Origin of the sequence: Mycobacterium saskatchewanense (assembly GCF_010729105.1) — a bacterium.
Lineage (GTDB): Bacteria > Actinomycetota > Actinomycetes > Mycobacteriales > Mycobacteriaceae > Mycobacterium > Mycobacterium saskatchewanense.
Genome location: NZ_AP022573.1, coordinates 329,945 through 347,881, shown reverse-complemented (window position 1 = coordinate 347,881; position 17,937 = coordinate 329,945). Strand labels below are relative to the sequence as shown.

Annotated in this window: 16 protein-coding genes; 8 read left to right on the top strand and 8 right to left on the bottom strand. The window is 68.4% G+C overall.

Annotated features, from left to right (window positions below; genetic code table 11):
* The first annotated feature begins 48 nt into the window (after window positions 1–48).
* The 4 genes from G6N56_RS01630 (at window position 49) to G6N56_RS01615 (ending at window position 3,855) form a co-directional block, all read left to right on the top strand.
* Window positions 49–456, top strand: coding sequence for a hypothetical protein (locus G6N56_RS01630; protein ID WP_085253724.1), 408 nt, complete (start codon window positions 49–51; stop codon window positions 454–456).
* Window positions 453–1,883, top strand: a complete 1,431-nt coding sequence (locus G6N56_RS01625; protein WP_085253723.1) for an FAD-dependent oxidoreductase — start codon at window positions 453–455, stop codon at window positions 1,881–1,883. The genes G6N56_RS01630 and G6N56_RS01625 overlap by 4 nt, the downstream gene beginning before the upstream one ends.
* Window positions 1,884–2,017: 134 nt before the next feature.
* A complete protein-coding gene (locus G6N56_RS01620; RefSeq protein ID WP_085253722.1) occupies window positions 2,018–2,851 on the top strand; it encodes a mycofactocin-coupled SDR family oxidoreductase in 834 nt (277 codons plus the stop codon).
* A 179-nt stretch (window positions 2,852–3,030) separates the two neighbouring features.
* Window positions 3,031–3,855, top strand: coding sequence for a TetR family transcriptional regulator (locus G6N56_RS01615; protein WP_085253721.1), 825 nt, complete (start codon window positions 3,031–3,033; stop codon window positions 3,853–3,855).
* A 64-nt stretch (window positions 3,856–3,919) separates the two neighbouring features.
* On the opposite strand, the gene G6N56_RS01610 is transcribed toward G6N56_RS01615, so the two are convergent.
* From G6N56_RS01610 to G6N56_RS01595, 4 genes are all read right to left on the bottom strand, one after another.
* A complete protein-coding gene (locus G6N56_RS01610; RefSeq protein WP_085253720.1) occupies window positions 3,920–4,951 on the bottom strand; it encodes an AraC-like ligand-binding domain-containing protein in 1,032 nt (343 codons plus the stop codon).
* 516 nt (window positions 4,952–5,467) lie between these two features.
* Window positions 5,468–7,360 (bottom strand): lysophospholipid acyltransferase, encoded by a 1,893-nt coding sequence (locus tag G6N56_RS01605; protein WP_085253719.1) that lies wholly within the window; start codon window positions 7,358–7,360, stop codon window positions 5,468–5,470.
* Window positions 7,357–9,183 carry a fatty acid--CoA ligase FadD11 gene (gene fadD11, locus G6N56_RS01600; RefSeq protein ID WP_085253718.1) on the bottom strand — a complete coding sequence of 609 codons (1,827 nt, stop codon included), beginning with the start codon at window positions 9,181–9,183 and terminating at the stop codon, window positions 7,357–7,359. The genes G6N56_RS01605 and fadD11 overlap by 4 nt, the downstream gene beginning before the upstream one ends.
* A gap of 75 nt (window positions 9,184–9,258) precedes the next feature.
* Window positions 9,259–9,642, bottom strand: coding sequence for a MerR family transcriptional regulator (locus G6N56_RS01595; RefSeq protein WP_085253717.1), 384 nt, complete (start codon window positions 9,640–9,642; stop codon window positions 9,259–9,261).
* A gap of 60 nt (window positions 9,643–9,702) precedes the next feature.
* Here G6N56_RS01595 and G6N56_RS01590 point away from each other — a divergent pair, with 60 nt between their 5' ends.
* Both G6N56_RS01590 and G6N56_RS01585 read left to right on the top strand, forming a co-directional pair.
* Window positions 9,703–10,146: a PPOX class F420-dependent oxidoreductase gene (locus G6N56_RS01590; RefSeq protein ID WP_085253716.1), complete on the top strand. Its 444-nt coding sequence runs from the start codon at window positions 9,703–9,705 to the stop codon at window positions 10,144–10,146.
* Complete coding sequence (locus G6N56_RS01585; RefSeq protein ID WP_085253715.1) at window positions 10,146–11,129, top strand: MBL fold metallo-hydrolase; 984 nt, start codon at window positions 10,146–10,148, stop codon at window positions 11,127–11,129. Before G6N56_RS01590 ends, G6N56_RS01585 begins: the two co-directional genes overlap by 1 nt.
* Here G6N56_RS01585 and G6N56_RS01580 read toward each other — a convergent pair.
* Window positions 11,093–11,701, bottom strand: a complete 609-nt coding sequence (locus tag G6N56_RS01580) for an MAP_0585 family protein (RefSeq protein WP_332103329.1) — start codon at window positions 11,699–11,701, stop codon at window positions 11,093–11,095. The genes G6N56_RS01585 and G6N56_RS01580 overlap by 37 nt on opposite strands.
* Window positions 11,702–11,835: 134 nt before the next feature.
* Between G6N56_RS01580 and G6N56_RS01575 the strand changes: the two genes are divergently transcribed.
* Window positions 11,836–12,099 (top strand): hypothetical protein, encoded by a 264-nt coding sequence (locus G6N56_RS01575; RefSeq protein ID WP_163645075.1) that lies wholly within the window; start codon window positions 11,836–11,838, stop codon window positions 12,097–12,099.
* A 209-nt stretch (window positions 12,100–12,308) separates the two neighbouring features.
* On the opposite strand, the gene G6N56_RS01570 is transcribed toward G6N56_RS01575, so the two are convergent.
* From G6N56_RS01570 to dnaE, 3 genes are all read right to left on the bottom strand, one after another.
* Window positions 12,309–12,770, bottom strand: coding sequence for a lipoprotein LpqH (locus tag G6N56_RS01570; RefSeq protein WP_085253713.1), 462 nt, complete (start codon window positions 12,768–12,770; stop codon window positions 12,309–12,311).
* Between the two features lie 58 nt (window positions 12,771–12,828).
* On the bottom strand, window positions 12,829–13,278 hold the full coding sequence (locus tag G6N56_RS01565) for a hypothetical protein (RefSeq protein WP_142280399.1): 450 nt from the start codon (window positions 13,276–13,278) through the stop codon (window positions 12,829–12,831).
* Between the two features lie 288 nt (window positions 13,279–13,566).
* On the bottom strand, window positions 13,567–17,100 hold the full coding sequence (gene dnaE / locus G6N56_RS01560) for a DNA polymerase III subunit alpha (protein ID WP_085253711.1): 3,534 nt from the start codon (window positions 17,098–17,100) through the stop codon (window positions 13,567–13,569).
* Between the two features lie 101 nt (window positions 17,101–17,201).
* On the opposite strand from dnaE, the gene G6N56_RS01555 reads away from it, so the two are divergent.
* Window positions 17,202–17,798, top strand: a complete 597-nt coding sequence (locus G6N56_RS01555) for a TetR/AcrR family transcriptional regulator (RefSeq protein WP_085253814.1) — start codon at window positions 17,202–17,204, stop codon at window positions 17,796–17,798.
* Window positions 17,799–17,937: the final 139 nt, after the last annotated feature.

Sequence of the window (17,937 nt, the reverse complement as noted above, 5' to 3'; positions counted from 1 at the left end):
ACCGTTGACTTCAACAACTGTTGAACTCAAGCGGAGGAGATCTCGGGCATGCCAGTGACCGTCATACAGATCGGGCTCGACCCCGCCGTGATCGACTACTCCGGCCCCGATTTCGCCCAGTTCCCCGGGTTGTCCGAGGACACGCTGCGGGCCGCCAACCGCGACAACGTCGAGGCGCTCCGGGCCGCCGGATATCAGGTCGACAACTGCCTGGTCGACTTCGGCGCGGCGGGTGCCGACAAGGCCCGCCGGTGGCTGGAGGCCAAGCGCTACGACGCGGTGCTGATCGGCGCCGGGATCAGGCTGGTCGCGAGGAACACGCTGCTGTTCGAGGCGATCGTCAACGCCGCGCATGCGACGCAGCCCGACTGCCGCTTCGTCTTCAACCGCGCGGCGGAGTCCACGCCGGGCGACGTCCGCCGGTGGTACCCCGAACCGGAAGGGGCGACGCGATGAACGACGTCGACGTTCTCGTGGTGGGTGCGGGCCCGACGGGGCTGACGGCCGCCGGCGACCTCGCCCGCGCCGGCCGATCGGTGGCCGTCTTGGAACGCTGGCCGTCGGAAAACCCGTCGAGCCGCGCGTTCGCCACCATGGCCCGCACGCTCGAGGTCCTCGATGCCCGCGGCCTGGCCGACGACCTGCTGGCGCTCGGGCACCACGCGCCGGGGGTGCGGCTGTTCGCCGGTGCCCGCCTCGACCTGACGCACCTGGACTCCCCCTACCGGTTCGTATTGGTCACGCCGCAGGCCAATGTCGATGCCGCGCTTGGTCGCTACGCGACCACGCAGGGCGCCGACATCCGCCGCGGCGTCGAGGTGGTCGCACTCGACCAGGACGCCGATGGCGTGACCCTGACCGCCCGACCCAAGGACGACGGCAATCCGGCGCACCGGCAGGTCTGGCGGGCGCGCTACGTGATCGGCGCCGACGGGGCCCACAGCACCGTCCGAGAATTGGTGGGCGCCGACTTCCCCGGCAAGACGCTGCTCACGTCCCTCGTGCTGGCTGACGTGAAGCTGGCCCGCGAGCCCTCGGGCGAGGGGCTGCGCATGGGCTCGACCCGCGACGCGCTGGGCTTCCTCGCGCCCTACGGGCGCCGCGACGCGGACGGCTCCTGGTATCGCGCCATGGTGTGGGATCGCAACCACCAGGTGCCCGACAGCGAGCCCGTCGACGACCATGAGGTGATCGCCGTCCTGGCGCGCGCCATGCGCGTGGACTTCGGCGTGACCGAGATCAGCTGGAAGTCCCGGTTCCATTGCGACGAAAGGCAGGTCCGCCAGTACCGGCACGGCCGGGTTTTCCTCGCCGGCGACGCCGCACACGTGCACTCCCCCATGGGCGGCCAGGGCATGAACACCGGAATCCAGGACGCCGCCAACCTGGCCTGGAAGATCGACGCGGCGCTCGCCGGTGCCGACGACAGCCTGCTGGACACCTACCACGCCGAGCGTCACCCGATCGGCAAACGGGTGCTCCTGCAGTCCGGGCTGATTGCCCGCGCGGTCACCCTGCATCCGCGGCCGGCGCGGCTGCTGCGAAACCTGTTGGCGCCCAACCTGCTTCGGATACCAGCGGTGCGCGACCTGGTGGCGGGCAGTTTTTCGGGCTCGGCCCTGCGCTACGGCCGGCGCGGGCCGGTCGGCACCCGGGCGACCCAGATACCGCTGGCCCAGGGGTGCGTCACCGCGCTGCAACGCGCCGGAGGCTACCTGCTGGTGCGCGAACGGGGCACCGCGCCGATCGAGGCCCCCGGCATCGCCCAGGCGGAGCGGACCGACGACGGCCCCGCGGTCCTGGTGCGCCCCGACGGGTACATCGCGTGGACCGGCGCGTCGGCCGACGCCCCCGTTCGGGTCGCCAGCACAGTCAGCCCCTGACGAGCCGCCGCTACTGGGCGCACCGGAACAACTGTCCTGCGCCTGCAAGCAAGTGAGCGCACTCGGTGGCCGTCACAGTGGAGTCGAATCGACGACCGACGAACACATGCGGCAAGGCGGATGGGCGGGGGATCATGACGGGAAAGTTCAGCGGCAAGGTTGCATTCATCACCGGGGCCGCCCGGGGGCAGGGGCGCACCCACGCGGTGCGGTTCGCCGAGGAGGGCGCCGACATCATCGCGGTCGACATCTGCGAGCAGATCGACAGCGTGGCATACCCGATGGCCCGGCGCGAAGACCTCGACGAGACGGTCAACCTCGTTGAGAAGACCGGGCGCCGCATCGTCGCCGAACAAGCCGACGTCCGGGACTTCTCGCGGCTGCAATCCGTCGTCGCCGACGGGGTCGCCGAACTCGGTCGCCTGGACTTCGTGCTGGCCAATGCCGGCATAGCGCCGGGCGCCGGTCTCCCACAGCCGACCATGTCCGCGTACCGGGACGCGATCGACGTCATGCTCAACGGCGTCTACTTCACGATCGAGGCGGCCTTGCCCGCGATGCTGGGGCGGGATGAAGGCGGTGCGATCGTCATCACCAGTTCCGCGGCCGGTCTGAAATCGATCGGCCTCAGCTTCGACAGCCGCGAACATGGGCTGGCCGGGTATACCGCCGCCAAGCACGGGGTGGTGGGACTGATGAGGTACTACGCGACTTCCCTCGCCGAGAAGAAGATTCGGGTCAATTCGGTGCACCCGACCGGTGTCGCGACCCCAATGATCCAGAACGAGGCGTTCGGGCGTTACTCCGCCGACCATCAAGCATTCGCGACCGCTTTCGTCAACCTGCTCCCGGTGCCGTTGATCGAACCCGAGGACGTCACCGAGGCGATGGTCTACCTGTGCGGTGAATCCGGACGCTACATCACCGGCATCACGTTGCCGCTCGACGCCGGGCTCCTCGTCAAGTGAGCACGTTTCGCACGTGCGGACGTGTGGGATGCCAATCAACGGAGTAACCCAGATGACTGAGATTGCCGACATCCGCCGCGACCACAACGTGGTTCCGCTGAGCCTTTCCGCCTCCGCACACTTGACCACAACCCGCAGCGTGCGCAAGCGTCTCGTTCTCGGCAGACCGGTGCCCCGCAGTGGTTGACCGGGGAGACAGCACGCCGGCAGACGAGCGCAACCCTGATTGGCCGGAAGAACCGACGGCCGCATCGACCCCGCCGGGCACTCGCACCGCCGACGCCGCCAGGGACAGCGTCCTGGCGGCGGGCCGTGAAATCTTCGCCACAATCGGGTATTCCGACGCCACCGACTTGCAGATCTGCAAGCGGGCGCGCGCCACCCGCGGCGCTCTACAGCACCACTTCGGCAGCAAATTCGGCTTATTCGTGGCGGTTGTCGAACACCTGCAACGCGACCTGTGCACGCGGATGTCCGAAGCGATCAATCTGCAGCACGATCCGTTGGGGCAAGCACGTGCCGGCATCGCCACATTCCTCGACGGTTGCGGCCAGGCCACGTATCACAGCGTCGTGCTGGAACAGGGTCCGGCCGTCCTGGGGTGGGACGGCTGGCGAGAGCTCGACGACAAGTACTACGCGCCCCCGATCAGCGCGCTCACCGATATGCTGCTCCCCCCGCGACACGGTGGTTACACGGCGGCTATGGGCGCGGTCGCCATTCGGGGCGCAATGACCGCCTTGACCTTTGAGATCGCACGAGCACGGGACACGGCCTTGGCGCGGACCGAGGCGCTGGCCGTTGTGGACCACCTACTGATCAGTCTGCAGGGTATGCCATCGAGCGCCGACCCTGCCCCCGCACGGATCGGCATCGGCCAACTGCGTGCGACCACAAGCGCTTACCTGGACCGAGTCGAGGCGGGGGAAATCTTCGATGTGCTGCGCCGCGGCCGCGTGGTGGCCCGCATCCAGCGATGCCCACCCAGGATTGACCCGCAGTGAGGTGCGACGGTTGAAAGTCATCCCTGCCGCGTTGCGGGCCCCTGGCAGTCGACGGCACGCCCCCTCAAGCGGCGAATACACCGATCTCCCGGCCCCGGTAGTCGCGCGGACACATCCCGTATGCCGACTTGAAGAGCCGGGAAAAGTGCGGCTGGTCGACGAGACCCCAGTTGGCGGCGATCGACCCGATCGAGTGTGCTGCAAGATCGGGGTTGGCGAGGTCCCTGCGACAGTGCTCGAGGCGTTGAGCCCGAATCCACCCGGTCACCGTGTCGCCCTGCTCTTCGAAAAGTTTCTGCAAGTAACGGACCGAAATGTAGTGCGACCGGGCGATGCTCGCGACGTTGAGGTGTGGGTCGGCGAGCCGGCTCTCGATATGAGCGCGGACTCGGTTCAGCAGGCCCGCTCTGCCGTTGTCGGATTCCGTCGGGGCCCTGGATGCCGACGCCAGCTCCTCGACGAACAGCGCCGCCAGCAAGTCCACCAACGCATCGGCGAGATGACAAGACGCCGGATGCAACCCGGCGTCGAGTTGCCGATTAAGGCCGCGGAGATATTGCGACACCAGCAATCCCAGACCCTGCCGGCAACTAATCGGCCGCAGCGGCAACTGCTCCAATTGCGCTGGGGACAGCCGCAGCGCCCCGCGGGACAACATCACCGTCTGCATGCGGAACGACGCGGCCGTGCTGATCTGGTACGGACGGCTGGTGTCGTACAAGACGATGTCTCCGGGCCTCAACTCGGCCTCTCGACTGCCCTGGGATATCCCGGCGACCCCGGAGAGTTGCAGGCCGACCTTGAGGTACTCCGGGCAGCCGGCCGTGATGAGCTGCACGGTACGGCGAGCGACGAAGGGACCACGGGCCCACAAATCGGATAGCCGGACATCCCCCAGACTCACCGAGCGTGCCCGGGCCCGGAAGCCCTCGGTGTCGTCGGTTGACAACCGCATTGGGACCAGTCGCTCGGAGATGAACCGGTCAAAGGCTTCGAACTGCCCTGCGGCGGCAGTTGGGGGACCATCGGCGACATCGACTTCCAGGCGTCGGGTCGCAAGTTCATGACCTTTTCGAACGCGGTCTTCTCGGCTCATCCGGAAATTCTCCTCGTTTCAAGTGGCCTGTCCCGATGGCCGACCGACTTCCGATCGCAATCCGCACACCGCGCAAAACGCAACGGGTGACGAACATGACACGACCTACGTCCGGCATTGGTTCGTCCGGCGGGTGAACAAGTCGCGCTACGCGGCGCAGAGGTGGATGCCTGCCGCTGTCGGGAACTGTCTCGGTGTGGGGGCGTGCAATCCGGAGGGGAGGCAGGTGATGGGGCGGTGGTTCCCGCCCCTGCTACTGGTCCCCCGAGAATCGGGTCCCCTACGGTCTCTGACCCACCCTTACCGGATCAGTTGCGGCCGTGTTTCATCGCGGGGCTCGCCCAAAGGCGGGGACGTCGTCGAGTGGTCGGTAGGACCGATTCGCGAGACATTGTTCTTCCATCCGCAGGATGTGGGGACGATCCTGTCAGCGAACGGGCCGTGTGCCCCGGCCTCGCTGGTTCACGCCTGTTGGCGGACCGATGACGCATACATCGGCGCAGATTGCTGTAGCAATCAGCACGTGCGCGCAAGCTCGGCAATGGTGTTGACCCGCCGGATCGCCGTGGCGATCTCGTCGGCGAACTCACGCCGCCTCGTCGCCATGCCGGCATCGCCGAAGCCGTCGACCAGTTCGCGGTGCCGCGCCAGGCGCAGCGCGGTCTTGAACAGTTCCATCGACCTCGACTCGGCGTTGGCGATCCGGTGCTGCAGTTCCCACTGCTTGCCGACTTGCAGGCATTCGGCCAGAAAGCCGTCCTCGTCGAACGACTCGTCCTCATAGGCGGCCAGCCGGTCGGCGACGATGTGGTAGGCGTCCAGGAACGGCCGCAAGACCAGGTGGGCGAGCAGCAGGTCCGCCTCCTCCAGCAGCCGGCGCACGGAGGACGCGCTCGCGGCGCTGCTGGTGTCGACCAGGGGGTCCGCGGGCCCGATCAGTCGCACCTCGTCGGCCAGGTCCTTCTCGAACTGCGCCCGGGCCGAGAACAGGAACTCGAACTTCAGCAGTTCCCGCAGAGCCAGCGCCTCGTCGCGCACGGCGACCGGCAACACCGAGCCATCCGTTGAGGATTCGGCGGCCGCAAGCAGCGCCGTCTCGGCGATGGCGCGATCGACCAGGATGTGGATGGCGGTGTTGCGGTAGAACGCCGCAACCAGGTGCTGATCCGGGCAGATACCCCAGACCGCCTCGGTGCCGGCGTCATACACGCTCACCACGCCCGAGGCGACCAGCTGGTGCAGCGTCCAGCGGATCGTCGAGCGATTCGTCAGGTCCGCCGCCCCGGCCACCGCCCAGTTGCGCGCGGCGATGTAGCTCGCCAGCGGCCGCACGGTGGCCAGCACCTCGGTGATGGACAGCGACCGGTCCGCCCCCAGCAGCGCCAGGCTGACCACCGCGGTGGGGGTGACCGGCGTGGCGCGGTTGATCCGGTGCTCCACGTCCAGGGCGATGCGCTCGATCTCGGTGCCCGTCCCGGACTCCTCGGCTCGCAGCTCCTCCAGCCGCTTGCGCAGCGGCAGCGGTTCGCCGAAGTCCAGGTACGCCCGCCCCAGTCGCTCGCCCTGCTGGCGCGCGAGCCGGATCAGGAAGCGGAAGTCCTCGGGGCGCTTGGCGGCGCCGTAGGCCTCGTTGGTCATGGCCTCGACCTCGTGCAGCTGGTCGTACACGATGGACGTCGGCACCAGATACACTTCGGGCCCGTCGATTTCGTCGACGGCGTCGGTGATGTAGCGCAGGATTCCGAACACCGGCGGCCGCAGCTTCCCGGTCCGGGTTCTGCCACCCTCGATCGACCAGGTCAGGTTGGCATGATTCAGCACCAGCTGCGCGGCGTAGGCGCGCAGCGCAAACCGGTAGACGGGAATGTCTTTGGTCTGCCGCCGGATGAAGATCGCGCCGGTGCGCTTGGCCCACAGCCCCATGGGGAAGAAGTTCAGGTTCGCGCCGCCGAACGTCAGCGCCGGCGAGAGCCGGTTGGCCGCGATCACCTCGGGCAGCAGCATGCCGTCCAGGTACGACCGGTGCGAAAACGCAAAGGCCAGCGTGGCTTTGCGGTCCAACCTGCGGAGCTGCGCGATCTGGTCCTCGTCGACCAGCACGTCGTAGGCCCGCATCAGCCAGCGACTGAAACCGCGCCAGGCCTCCACCGCCCGCTCGTCCAGCGACGTCGCCATCTCCCGCAGGTACCCGGCCGCCTCGGCCCGGACGCCGTCCAGGTCCCGCCCGAGGTCGTCAGCCAGCTTGCGCAACCGCTCCACGTACCACGGCGTGGTCAGCAATTCGACGACCTCGGGCGGGTCCGTCGACAACGGTGCGACCGACTCACCGATGATCCCGGTGCGCTGCAGCACCTTTCGTACGCCGACGCGCCCCATCTCGCGGGCGGTGGCCGCCGCTCCGCCGCTCATGCCGGTTGCACCGTCGCGGCGTCGGACGGTTCGTGTACGTGCGGATGCGGGTCGGCCGAATACAATTCCTCGATCTCTGGCGCGTATTTGGCGTGGATCGGCTTGCGCTTGAGTTTCATCGTCAGCGTGATCTCGTCACCGCCGGGCTCCCACAACGTCGACAAGACGCGGAACCGCTTGATCTGTTCGACCCGCGAGAGTTTGGCGTTGCCCTCGGCGACCCCCGCGGCGATCTTGGCAATCACCTCGGGGTGGGAGGCCAGCGCCGCGGGCGACGCGTCGGGCAGGCCGTGCTGGGCGGCATAGGGCCCGACGGAGTCGGCGTCGAAGACCATGAGCGCGGTGTTGTAGGGCCGCCCGTCGCCGATGGTGATCATGACGCCGACCATCGGGCACGCGGCCACGATGGTGTTCTCGATGTTGGCCGGCGACATGTTCTTTCCGGCGGCATTGATGATCAGCTCCTTCTTGCGGTCGACCACCCGCAGGTAGCCCTCCGGGTCGACCTCGAAGATGTCGCCGGTGTGCAGCCACCCGTCGGCGTCGATCGCCTCCGCGGTCTTGGCGGGGTCCTTGCGGTAGCCCTTCATCACCAGCGGGCCGCGGACCAGGAACTCGCCGTCCTCGGCGATCCTGCCCTCCAGCCCCGGAAGCAGCTTGCCGACGGTGCCCAGCCGGGCGTCGCGGGGGTGGCTCACGGTGGCGACGCAGCTCAGCTCCGACATCCCCCAGACCTCGGCGATGGGGATGCCGATTCCCGCGAAGAAGGCCAGCGTCTCCCTGGGGATCGGGGCCGCACCCGACATGGCCCACCGGAGTTCGGCGAAGCCGAGCCGCTCCCGCAGCCTGGACAACACCAATTCGTCGGCCCGGGCCCATTCCGCCGCGACCTCGTCGGGCATCGGTTCGCCGGAGAGCAGCGCCCCGGCCCGCTTCGCGGCAACCCCGAGCGCCCACTGCAACGCCTGCCGCTTCACGTCGTCGGGCTCGTGACCGGCCATGAATTCGATTCCGGCTTTGAGCTTTTCCCACACCCGCGGCACGGCCCCCCAAATGGTGGGCCGCACGTCGGGCAGCGCGGCGACGATCGCGCGACCGTCGGACACGACGGTGACCTGCGTGCCGAACAGCTCCTGCGAGTACAGGCCGGTCATGCGGTCGGCAATGTGCGCGGACGGCAGGAACGATGTGACGCGGTCGCCGAACTCGATGCCGAGCACCGACTCCAGCGCGTAGCCCTCGAACAGCAGGTTCGCGTGGGTCATCTCCACGCCCTTGGGGTTTCCGGTCGTCCCGGACGTGTAGATGAGGGTGACGATGTCGTCGGATTGCACCGCGCGCCAAGCGGACTCGAAGTCAAAGTCGGCGGGTGCGGCGGCGTAGAGCTCGTCGACCGACAGGGTGCCGTCCGGCGATCCGTCGATGCAGACGATGTGCTCGATGGCTGCGCCGCTGGCGCGGATGCGCTCGACGTATTGTTCCTCGCAGATCACCACCTTGGTCCCGGCATTGTCGAACAGGTAGGTCAGCTGCTCGGCGGGCAGCGTGTTGTAGACCGAAAACGATGTGGCCCCAACGTGTTGGGCCCCGACTTCCAATGGGTAGAACTCGATCCGGTTGGCCATCATCAGCGACACGGTGTCGCCCCGCCGAACTCCCAGGCCCGCGAGGCCGGCGGCGACCTTGCGGACCTGCGCCGCATACTCCCGCCACGTCAACGTCTGGGTGGCGCCCGGCGTCCGCAGCGCCACGGCGTCGGGATCGATCGACGCGGTCCGCTGAAAAGCCTCACACATCGTGGCCGGACGCTCGGTTGTGGTCATCTATGCTCTCCTTCGCGTTCGCCGTACAACGGAGTGAGCGTACGTCCGCGACGAGTGGCGGGGAACACATTCTCCCTAGGTGGCCGGCACCCCGGTGTGAATGCCACAGGTGCATGCGTCGATTGACGGACAGGTGCAGCGCATTCCCCATTCGATGACGGCCCGGGCTCGGGCCAGCGACTCCATTCGGGCATCGATCTCGGCGAGCTTGTCCTCGGCCAGCTTGCGGCTGACGGGCCGCCCCGGCGCGTCGTCGGCGAACAGCAGCTGGACCTCGTCCAACGTGAATCCTGCCGACTTGCACAGCCCGATCACCTCGAGCCGGGCGAGCACCGAATCGTCGTAGCGGCGCTGCCCGCCCTGCCGGGAGGGGGCCGGCACCAGCCCGATCTGCTCGTAGTAGCGCAGTGTGGTGGGTGCGACGCCGGACGCGCGCGCCACCGCCCCGATCGTCAGCACCGTGGGCCTCTCCTCGTTCGAGCTTGACTTCGAGTTAACTCGAAGCCTTTGACTGTACCCATGGACGAAAAAGCACTGGCCGAGCTGGGCCGCGGCCGCTACTCCCTGCTCCGGACTTTCCGCCGAGACGGCACACCCGTCGACACGCCGGTCTGGTTCGGGCTGGACGGCGATGCGTTGCTGTTCCGGACCAAGGTCGGCCCGAAGACCAAGCGGCTCAACGCCACCCGAAGAGTCGAACTCACCGCCTGCGACTACCGGGGTCGCGTCTTTCCCGGCGCGACCACCGTGGCCGGCCACGCGACGGTCCTGTCCGGCGCCGAGGCCGAGCGGGCCAACCGCCTGCTCCGCGAGCGCTACGGCTGGCAGTGGAACATCGTGCCACTGGTGAAGGTGCCGGGCGTACCCAACGTGCACCAAGACCTGTGCGTCCGCGAAAAGCTCCGACGCGTGCGTCAGCGCGGGGTATGGCCCGACAGCGTCATCGTCCGGGTGAAGCTCTGATGGCACGGCCGGCCAAGGACCCGGTCCGCTCCCCCTCCGCCCTGCAATGCTGCGCCGCCGCAGTGGGACTCCTGCGGGGCATGGTGCGGCCGAGGCGGCTCGACCAGCGGTTCATCCGCAGCATCGTCGACGCCGGATTGCCGCAACCCCGCCGCACCGTCACGGTGACCGCGCTGCCCCAGCTGCCGCGCCCGGTGCCGACGGCCGCGATCGTCGAGGGCGTGTTCAGGCCTGCGCGCGTGGAGAACTCGCTGACGTCATTCGTCGTCAGGCATCCTGAAGCCACGTTCATCGTCGATCCCGCCGTGTGCACCGATGTCGGGCAACGAGTGATCGCCCAGCTGCCCGCGGTGCTACGCGTCGCGGTCCTCCCGCCCGCCGCCACGGTGCCGACGATCACGGCGTTGAACCGGCTGCCCACAACGCCCCGGCTTGACTTCGCGGTGCCGACCCACGCGCACTGGGATCACGTGTCGGGCCTGCTGGACCTGCCGGGCCTTCCGGCGCACCTGCACCGGCCGGAACGGGAGTGGATCAGTGCGGGGGCCGTAGCCCCCGTGGGCGGCGTCCGCGCTTCGCTGCGCGGCCGGCCCGTCGTCGAATACGACCTGGACGGCCCGCCGGTGTCGACCTTCGCCCGGAGCCGTGACCTGTTCGGTGACGGCTCGGTGATCCTGGTTGACCTGGCCGGGCATACCCCGGGCAGCGTCGGGGTGCTCGTCCACGCCGGCCGGGGGTGGACGCTGATCGCCGGTGACGCCGCGTGGCACACGCTTCAGGTCGAGAAGGTACGCCAAAAATCAAGCTACCCGGGCGCTTTGGTGGACGAGGATCGCGACGAAGCCTTCAGGACGCTGCATCGACTGCACCTGGCGCGGCACCGGGTGGCGATCATCCCGACCCACGACCACCGGGCGGTCGCTGACGGGTTAGGGCCCGAGGCCCCTCAGTACAGCGGGATCCAAAGCCCCTCGAACCAATAACCCCAACCGCCGTACTGCCAGTTGAAAACCGGCAGGGCGGTGTAGGTGTTGTAGGTGAACGGTGCGAAATAGCGCTGGCCGTAGCTCGCGTCGACCGGCGGTCCGGTCCAGGGGCGGTTCCAACCACCGGGAGGGGGCGGCCCGTTCCAGCCGCCGGTAGGCGGTGGGCCCTCCCAGTTCGGCGGGGGCGAGCCGGGAGGCGGGCCGTCGTTCCAGCCATAGCCGCTTGGCCGGGGCGGGGGCGGTGCACCCTGGCCCGGGAGGTAGTACCCGTTCTGCAGGTCGACGGGGCCGCCGTACTGGGGAGTGCCACGCAGGATCGGGCCGCGCGGCGGATAGTACGGCGGGTGTTCGGGCTGCCGCTCCGGCGCGTGCAGAACCGGGGACGGGTAGGCGCCGCCCTGGCCCGGCGTCGGCTGAGGCGCACCACCCCACTGCCCACTCGGCGGCGGCTGCGAACCCCCACCCCACTGCCCACTCGGCGGCGGCTGCGAACCCCCACCCCACTGCCCACTCGGCGGCGGCTGCGAACCCCACCCCACTGCCCACTCGGCGGCGGCTGCGAACCCCACCCCACTGCCCACTCGGCGGCGGCTGCGAACCCCCACCCCACTGCCCACTCGGCGGCGGCTGCGAACCGCCACCCCACTGCCCACTCGGCGGCGGCTGCGAACCGCCGTAACCGGGGCCGGGGTTGGGAGCGGGAGTGCACGTCTTGTACCAGCTGGGGCACTCCACCGGGAACGAGGTTGTCGGCGTCGGACCACTCCACTGCGAGGTCGTCGGCCCCGGCGTGCTCCGCGGCATCGTCGTCGTCGGCGTCGGACCGCTCCACTGCGAGGTCGTCGGTGGCGGGGTGCTCCGCGGCGCCGAGGTCGTCTGCTTGGGCGGGACGCTTGTCGTCGGCGGCGGGGTGCTGGGCTTGGGAACAGTCGATCCCGGGGGAGGCAGGGTCCCGGTGCCCCCGTAACCGGGGCCGGGATTGGTGGTCGTGCCGCCGCCGTTGCAGGCCTTGTCCCAGTTCGGGCAGGGGTCCGAGCTGGCCAAACCCCCGCTGAAGACCGTTGCGGACATGCCCAGGCCCGTCGCAACTGCCGCCGCCGCGGCGAGATGTTTGATTGACATTCGTTGCGTCCCTTCTCGGGCCTCGGCCCCGACGATCGACCGGCGCTCGTCTTTTTAAGGGCAGGTAACGTCCAACTCGAAAGACTTGGTTACCTGCTTCGGCTCCTGCGGATTGCTCATGTCGGGACCGACCGCGGTGCCCCTGATCTGCAAAGAGTTGCCGCTGGCCGCGGCTCCGGCGTTTCCGGCCTGGCCTGGTGCGGCGTCCGCGTAACCGAGCGTGATGCCATCAACATTGCCCAACCCGACCGCGTGAACGATTGGCGGGTTGTCCTTGCTGACCACCGCACCGACGCCGTTGGCGGGGTCGCCGATGCCGATGGTGACGTTGTTGCCGGCCGGGGTACAGGTGACCGGACCGCTGACGTTCAGGTTCTTGCCGTCCACGATCACCTGCGGTGGGGCCGGCGCCGGCGTGTTCGACGCTCCCGTGTTCGACTTATTGCTGGAGCAGCCGGCGCACCCCGCGACGAGGAGTGCCACGCCGGCCACGCCGACGACGATCCCATGCTTCATCGCTGCTCTCCTTCGTCAGTCATCGCTGTGCCCGCCGACGTTCCGACCGCTCGCGGGCCTACTGCGCGGGGCCGGGGATCTGGTAAGCGCACCTGCCGGTCGTGTGTTCGGTGAGCGGGACGGGGTGGCCGTCCACCTCAATGGCGCAGTCGTGGGGACCGCCGTTTTTGTCGGTGTAGTTCAACGCCAGGTAAGGACTCCCGCTCACCTGGACGGTCTGCGACCACGGCACCGAAACCCAGGTCGTGGTGCTCGCCGGGTACACCGGCGTACCGGGGTCGGGAATGACGGAAAACACGTCGCCGCCGCCGAGGATCCGATACACGACGGTGTGTTGCCCCGGACTCGCCTGGGCGGGGGGCAGCATAGCCGGCGGCGCTCCGCTCACGGCGATGGCAACGGCCGCGAACAGACCGATCGCGACGCTCGGCGGCGGGACCGCGGCCACTGCGCGCCACGGGCTCGAGCCTGCACGCACGAGCTGACCCGCAGGCGGATTCGTTGACATGGCGTTCCTTTCGAGACGCGACTGCATGCAGCCGTGCCGTATGTCTCTTCGTCGTCGAATGACTGTTTGTCGACGGCAATTGCCGCCCGTGCGGTGCTTTCAGCCAACGCCCGGCACCCTCACCAATCAATTAGGGATTTCCCTACAGTTTTCGACGGCGGGGCTTCATAGCCCCGCGAGCGTGCGTGTCGGCACACACGCCGGTTGCCGCGTACTTTCGCGCACGCTCGCGACGGTGGCGAAGCCGCAAAAGGCGGCAGGAGGCCCAGCAGGCCGTGAGGGGCGGCGCTAGCCGCCCAGGCAGCCCGGGCCGAGCAATGCCTTGAGATCGCCCATCAGCGCCGGTGACGGGGTCACCCGCAGCGACGCGTCCAGCTCCAGCGTGGTGATGCGCTCGCCACTGATCAGCCGCAGGTGCACCTGCGACGTGCCCGGATGGCGGGCCAGGACCTGTTTGAGCGCGGTCACCTTGTCGATGGTGCACTGCCGGGTGGGCAGGCTGACCGCGATCGGGCGATCAGCCTGGGCGGACGAGAAGTCCGGCACCACAAGCTCGTTGGCGATCAGCGCGATCCGGTCGTCGCGGATCGCCACCTTGGCGCTGACCAGCACGACGGCGTCGTCGGCGATGTCTGCCCCGAAGGCGGAGTACGCCTGCGGGAAGAAGAGCACCTCGATGCCGCCGGTGAGATCCTCCAATTGGGCCGACGCCCAAGGCATCCCGTTTTTGTTCACCCGCCGGTTCACCGACGCCAGGATGCCGCCGACCCGCACCTGTGTCTCGTTGGGCACATCGCCGTCGAGGATGGCCGGGATCTGGGTGTCGACCTGGGCGGCCAACAGGTGCGCCACCTTGTTCAGCGGATGCCCGGACACGTACAGGCCCAGCATCTCCCGCTCCAGGGCCAGCTTGTGCTTGTCCTCCCACTCGTCGTCGGGGACCTTGATGGTGAACACCGCCTCGGTGCAGCCGTCATCCCCGCCGAACAGGTCGAATTGCCCCATCGCCTCGGCCTTCTTGGTGCCGAGCACCGAGTCGACGGCGTCGGTGTGCACCAGGAACAGGCCCTTGCGGGCATGGTTCAGCGAGTCGAACGCGCCCGCCTTGATCAGCGACTCGGTGACCTTCTTATTGCAGGCCGAGATGTCGATCTTGTTCAGGTAGTCCGAGAAGTCGGTGAATTTCCCCTTCTCGTTGCGGGTCTTGATCAACGACCCGACGACGTTGGCTCCGACGTTGCGCACCGCGCCCAGCCCGAACCGGATGTCCTTGCCGACCGACGCGAAGTTCACCAGCGACTCGTTGACGTCGGGCGGCAGCACGGTGATGCCGAGCTTGCGGCAGTCGGCCAGGTACACCGCGGCCTTGTCCTTGTCGTCGCCCACCGAGGTCAACAGACCCGCCATGTATTCGGCCGGGTAGTTCGCCTTCAGGTACGCGGTCCAATAGGACACCAGGCCGTAGCCGGCGGCGTGCGACTTGTTGAACGCATAACCGGCAAAGGGAAGGATGGTGTCCCACAAGGCCTTCACCGCTTTTTCGGAGAATCCGTTGGCGGTCATGCCCTCGTAGAAGCCCTTGTACTCGGCCTCGAGCACCTCGAGCTTCTTCTTGCCCATGGCCTTGCGTAGCGCGTCGGCCTTGCCCATCGTGTAGGAGGCGACCTTCTGGGCGATGAACATGATCTGCTCTTGGTAGACGATCAGGCCGTAGGTCTCGGACAAGATCTCGCGCAGCGGCTCCTCGAGCTCCGGGTGGATCGGCTTGATCGCCTGCCGGTTGTTCTTGCGGTCGGCGTAGTCGTTGTGGGCGTTCATGCCCATCGGGCCGGGACGGTAGAGCGCCAGCACGGCGACGATGTCGTTGAACTCGGTGGGCTGCATGCGGCGCAGCAGGTCGCGCATCGGGCCGCCGTCGAGCTGGAACACGCCCAGGGTGTCGCCCCGACCGAGCAGCTCGTAGGTGGGCTTGTCGTCCAGCGGCACCGACTCGAGGTCGAGGTCGATGCCCCGGTTGGCTTTGATGTTCTCCAGCGCGTCGCCGATGATCGTCAGGTTGCGCAGGCCCAGGAAGTCCATCTTCAGCAGGCCGATGGCCTCGCACGACGGATAGTCCCAGCCGGTGATGATCGCGCCGTCCTGCGGACGCTTCCACAGCGGGATGGCCTCGGTGAGCGGCTCGCTACTCATGATCACCGCGCAGGCGTGCACGCCCGCGTTACGGATCAGGCCCTCCAGGCCGCGCGCCGTCTGGTAGATGGTGCGGACGTCGGGGTCGGTCTCGATGAGGCCCCGGACCTCGGCGGCCTCCTTGTAGCGTTCGTGGCCCGGATCGGTGATACCCGAGAGCGGGATGTCCTTGGCCATGATCGGCGGCGGCAGCGCCTTGGTGATCCGGTCGGCGATGGCGAAGCCGGGCTGGCCGTAGTGGATGCGGGCCGAATCCTTCAGCGCCGCCTTGGTTTTGATCGTGCCGAAGGTGATGACCTGGGCAACCCGGTCCTGACCCCACTTGTCGGCGGCGTAGCGCACCATCTCGCCGCGACGGCGATCGTCGAAGTCGATATCGATGTCGGGGGCCGACGGCCGTTCGGGATTGAGGAAGCGCTCGAACAGCAGCCCGTGCGGGATCGGGTCGATGTTGGTGATGCCCAGCGCGTAGGCCACCAGCGAGCCCGCCGCCGAGCCGCGCCCCGGACCCACGCGGATGTCGACGGATCGCGCGTAGTTGATCAGGTCGGCGACGATCAGGAAGTACGCGGGAAAGCCCTTGTCGCAAATGACCTTGATCTCGTACTCGGCCCGGTCGATGTAGTCCTGGCCGACACCGGACGGGAAGCGCCGCCGCAGCCCGGCCATCACCTCGTGGTGCAGCCAGCTCGCCTGGTCGTGCCCCTCGGGCACCGGGAAGACGGGCATGCGGTCCCGCGGGGCCCACACCTCGTCGTACGGCTGCACCCGCTCGGCGATGAGCAACGTCGAGTCACAGGCGCCGGGCACCGCGTCGTCCCAGATCGCGCGCATGTCGGCGGCGGACTTCAGGTAGTAGCCGTCACCGTCGAACTTGAACCGGTTGGGATCCGACAGCGTCTTGCCGGTCTGCACACACAGCAGCGCCTCGTGGTTGTGCGCGGCGTCGCGGGTGACGTAATGGCAGTCATTGGTCGCCAGCGGCGGGATGCCGAGCTTGCGGCCGATCTCGAGCAGGCCTTGGCGGACCCGCTGCTCGATGGACAGCCCGTGGTCCATCAGCTCCAAGAAGTAGTTGTCGGCGCCGAAGATCTCGCGCCACTTGGCGGCCGACTCCAGCGCCTCGCGGTCGTGCCCCAGGCGGAGACGGGTCTGCACCTCACCCGAGGGGCAGCCGGTGGTGGCGATGATGCCTTCGGCGTGTTCGGCGATGAGCTCGGCGTCCATCCGCGACCACTTGCCCAGCTGCCCCTCGAAGGAGGCCAGCGACGACAGCTTGAACAGGTTGCGCAGTCCGGTGGCGTTCTCCGCCACCATCGTCAGGTGCGTGTAGGAGCCGCTGCCCGAGACGTCGTCAGACTTCTGGCCGGGGTCACCCCACAGGATGCGCCGGGTATCGAAGCGGGAAGCGGGAGCGATGTACGCCTCGACCCCGATGATCGGCTTGATCCCGGCCTTGCTCGCCGCGTTGTAGAACTCGCTGGCCCCGAACATGTTTCCGTGGTCGGTCATCCCGACCGCGGGCATCCCCAGTCGCTCCACCTCGGCGAGCATCGGCGTGATCTTCGCGGCACCGTCCAGCATCGAGTACTCGGTGTGGTTATGCAGGTGCACGAAGGACGACTGACTCATAGGGACGTCAGTCTATGACCGACCTCCGACACGTTTCGGGCGTGTCGCCAAGTGTGTCTGAAAACTCGGCCCGCCGACGTGCCGGATCTATTGTGGGCGTCATGACGCAGACCGCCGACCGTGCCGCGGAGTCGTCCCCGTGGTCGCCGCGGGAGTCGGAGCTGCTTGCGGCGACGCTGCGACTGCTGCAGGAGCACGGCTACGAGCGGTTGACGGTGGACGCGGTTGCCGGCGCCGCCCACGCGAGCAAGGCCACGGTGTACCGGCGCTGGCCGTCGAAGGCCGAGCTGGTGCTGGCCGCCTTCACCGAGGGCATCCGCCAGGTCGCGGTCGCCCCCCAGACCGGCACCCTGCGGGGTGACCTGCTGCAGATCGGCGAGACCTGCGCCGAGCAGGGCCGCCAGCACGCCAGCACCATCCGTGCGGTGCTCGTCGAGGTGTCGCGCCACCCCGCCCTCAATGAGGCCATGCAGCGCGAGTTCCTGGTTCAGCGCAAGGCCCTGCTCGACCATGTGCTGCGCCAAGCCGTCGAGCGCGGCGAGATCGCCGAGGCCGTCATCACCGACGAGCTCTGGGACCTGCTGCCCGGCTATCTGATCTTCCGCTGCATCATCCCCGGCCGGCCGCCCACCCGGCGCACCGTGCAGGCCCTCGTCGACGACTTCATCCTCCCCGGCCTGATCCGGCCCGTCGGGTAGGCCCAGTGTCGAGTTGTTGCGGCCGAACCCGCGATTCCGGCACAACAACTCCACGTTGGACGCACGCGGCCGTCGCGGCCGTCGCGGCCGTCACGGCCGTCGCGGCCGTCGCGGCCGTCACGGCCGTCGCGGCCGTCGC